The organism is Actinocrinis sp., from assembly GCF_035946395.1.
GTDB lineage: Bacteria > Actinomycetota > Actinomycetes > Streptomycetales > Catenulisporaceae > Actinocrinis.
Genome location: NZ_DASYZI010000037.1, coordinates 1 through 2,143, shown reverse-complemented (window position 1 = coordinate 2,143; position 2,143 = coordinate 1). Strand labels below are relative to the sequence as shown.

At 72.0% G+C, this 2,143-nt stretch carries 2 protein-coding genes; both read left to right on the top strand.

The annotated features are described in order from the left end of the window. Positions 1 to 9 precede the first annotated feature (9 nt). Positions 10 to 972, top strand: coding sequence for a thiamine pyrophosphate-dependent dehydrogenase E1 component subunit alpha (locus VGS97_RS02625; protein ID WP_349261953.1), 963 nt, complete (start codon positions 10 to 12; stop codon positions 970 to 972). Positions 973 to 1,042: 70 nt separating this feature from the next. Further along, on the top strand, positions 1,043 to 2,071 hold the full coding sequence (locus VGS97_RS02620) for a pyruvate dehydrogenase complex E1 component subunit beta (RefSeq protein ID WP_326851538.1): 1,029 nt from the start codon (positions 1,043 to 1,045) through the stop codon (positions 2,069 to 2,071). Positions 2,072 to 2,143: the final 72 nt, after the last annotated feature.

Genomic DNA, 2,143 nt, shown 5'->3' with positions numbered 1-2,143 from the left:
GACACCGGCCTGCTGCCGCTCTACGAGCAGATGCTCGTCATCCGCGGCACCGAGAAGGCCGCGCAGGATCTCTTCCTCGCCGGGCTGGTCAAGGGCACCACGCACCTTGCGGCCGGGCACGAGGCGGTCGCCGTCGGGGCGAGCGCGGCGCTGCGCCCCGACGACTACGTATTCGCCACCTACCGCGGCCACCACCACGCGATGGCGCGCGGCGCCGCGCCCGAGGCGTGCTTGGCCGAACTGATGAGCAAGGACACCGGGCTTTGCCGGGCAAAGGGCGGGTCGATGCACCTGACCCACGCGGCCGGGAACATGCTCGGCTCGTACGCCATCGTCGGCGCGCACCTGCCGATGGCCGTCGGCGCGGCGTGGTCGGCGCAGCTGCGCGGCAGCGGCCAGGTCGCGGTGGCGTTCTTCGGCGACGGCGCGACCAACATCGGGGCCTTCCACGAGGCGCTGAACCTGGCCGCAGTGTGGAAAGCACCGGTCCTGTTCATCTGCGAGAACAACCTCTACATGGAGTACACGCCGATCGCGTCGGTGACGGCGGTACCGAACCCGGCCGCCGACCGCGCTCCGGCGTACCAGATGTCGTCCGCAGTGATCGACGGCAACGACGTGCTGGTGGTGCGCGACACCGTGGCCGAGGCCGTGACGCGCGCACGCGCCGGTGACGGCCCGACGATCATCGAGGCCCGCACGTACCGCCACTTCGGCCACAGCCGCACCGACCCGGCGAAGTACCGCCCCGAGCAGGAAGTGCGCGAGTGGCTGGCGCGTGACCCGCTCATCCTCGCGCGGCGGCGGCTCGCCGGGTCGGGCGTATCCGAGGACGAATTGACAGAGGTCGAACAGAGAGCCGCGCAGATCGTGCGCGACGCGGTCGCGGCGGCGAAAGCGGCGCCCGAAGCCGATCCGGCACAGGCGGTCACGGACGTGTGGGCGGACGGAGGCGCGGCATGGCGAACCTGAAGGCCGCCGGCCTGACAGCCACGGATGTGATCCGCGCCGACGTATCGGCGAACACTGTCGGAGGTGCGGCATGACGGACCTGACGACCACGAACGCGGCCGGTGCGGACCTGTCGACGAGTGCTGTCACCACGTACCGTGAGTCGGTGGCGGAGGGGATAGCGCGCGAGATGCGCCGCGATCCCTGCGTCGTCTGCCTCGGCGAGGACATCGGCGCCGCCGGGGGCGTGTTCAAGACGACGGTCGGGCTGCTCGACGAGTTCGGGCCGCGCCGCGTCGTGGACACTCCCATCTCAGAGCTCGCCATCGCCGGCGCCGCGATGGGCGCGGCAATGACCGGCCTGCGCCCGGTCGCCGAGATCATGTTCTCCGACTTCCTGGCCTGCTGCTGGGACTACCTCGCCAACGAGATCCCGAAGGCGCGGTACATGACCGGCGGCCAGGTCACCGTCCCGCTGGTGATCCGCACGGCGAACGGCGGCGGGCTCGGCTTCGGCGCGCAGCACTCGCAGGCGGTGGAGAACTGGCCGCTGGCCGTGCCGGGGCTCAAGATCGCCGCGCCGTCCACGCCCGCCGACGTGGTCGGCCTGATGGCGTCCGCGATCCGCAGCGACGACCCCGTCGTCTTCTTCGAACACAAGGGCCTGTTCGCGAGCAAGGGCCCTGCCGCGCCGCCCGGCCACGTGGTCCCGCTCGGCCGGGCGGCGATCCGGCGCGCGGGCGCCGACGTCACGATCGTCGCGCTCGCCTCGACCGTGCCGCTGGCGCTGGCCGCCGCCGAGCGGCTCGCGACCGAGGACGGGATCTCGGCCGAGGTGCTCGACCTGCGCTGCCTCATCCCGCTCGACATGGCCTGCGTGCTCGCCTCGGTCGCCCGCACCTCGCGGCTCGTCGTCGTCGAGGAGAACCCCTACCAGGGCGGCTGGGGCGGCACCGTCGCCTCCGTCGTGGCGGACGAGGGCTTCGAAATGCTCGACGCCCCGATCCGCCGGCTGGCCGGGGCCTGCGTGCCGCTGCCGTTCGCGGACCGCCTTGAGGACGAGGTCCTGCCGAACGTCCGGACGGTGACCGACGCGGTGCGCCGGCTCGCCGCGTACTGATCCGCCCCGTTTCATTCCAACGCTGATTCAACGCTCTGTCTGATTCAACGCTCCGTCCGACTCCCTGCCCCG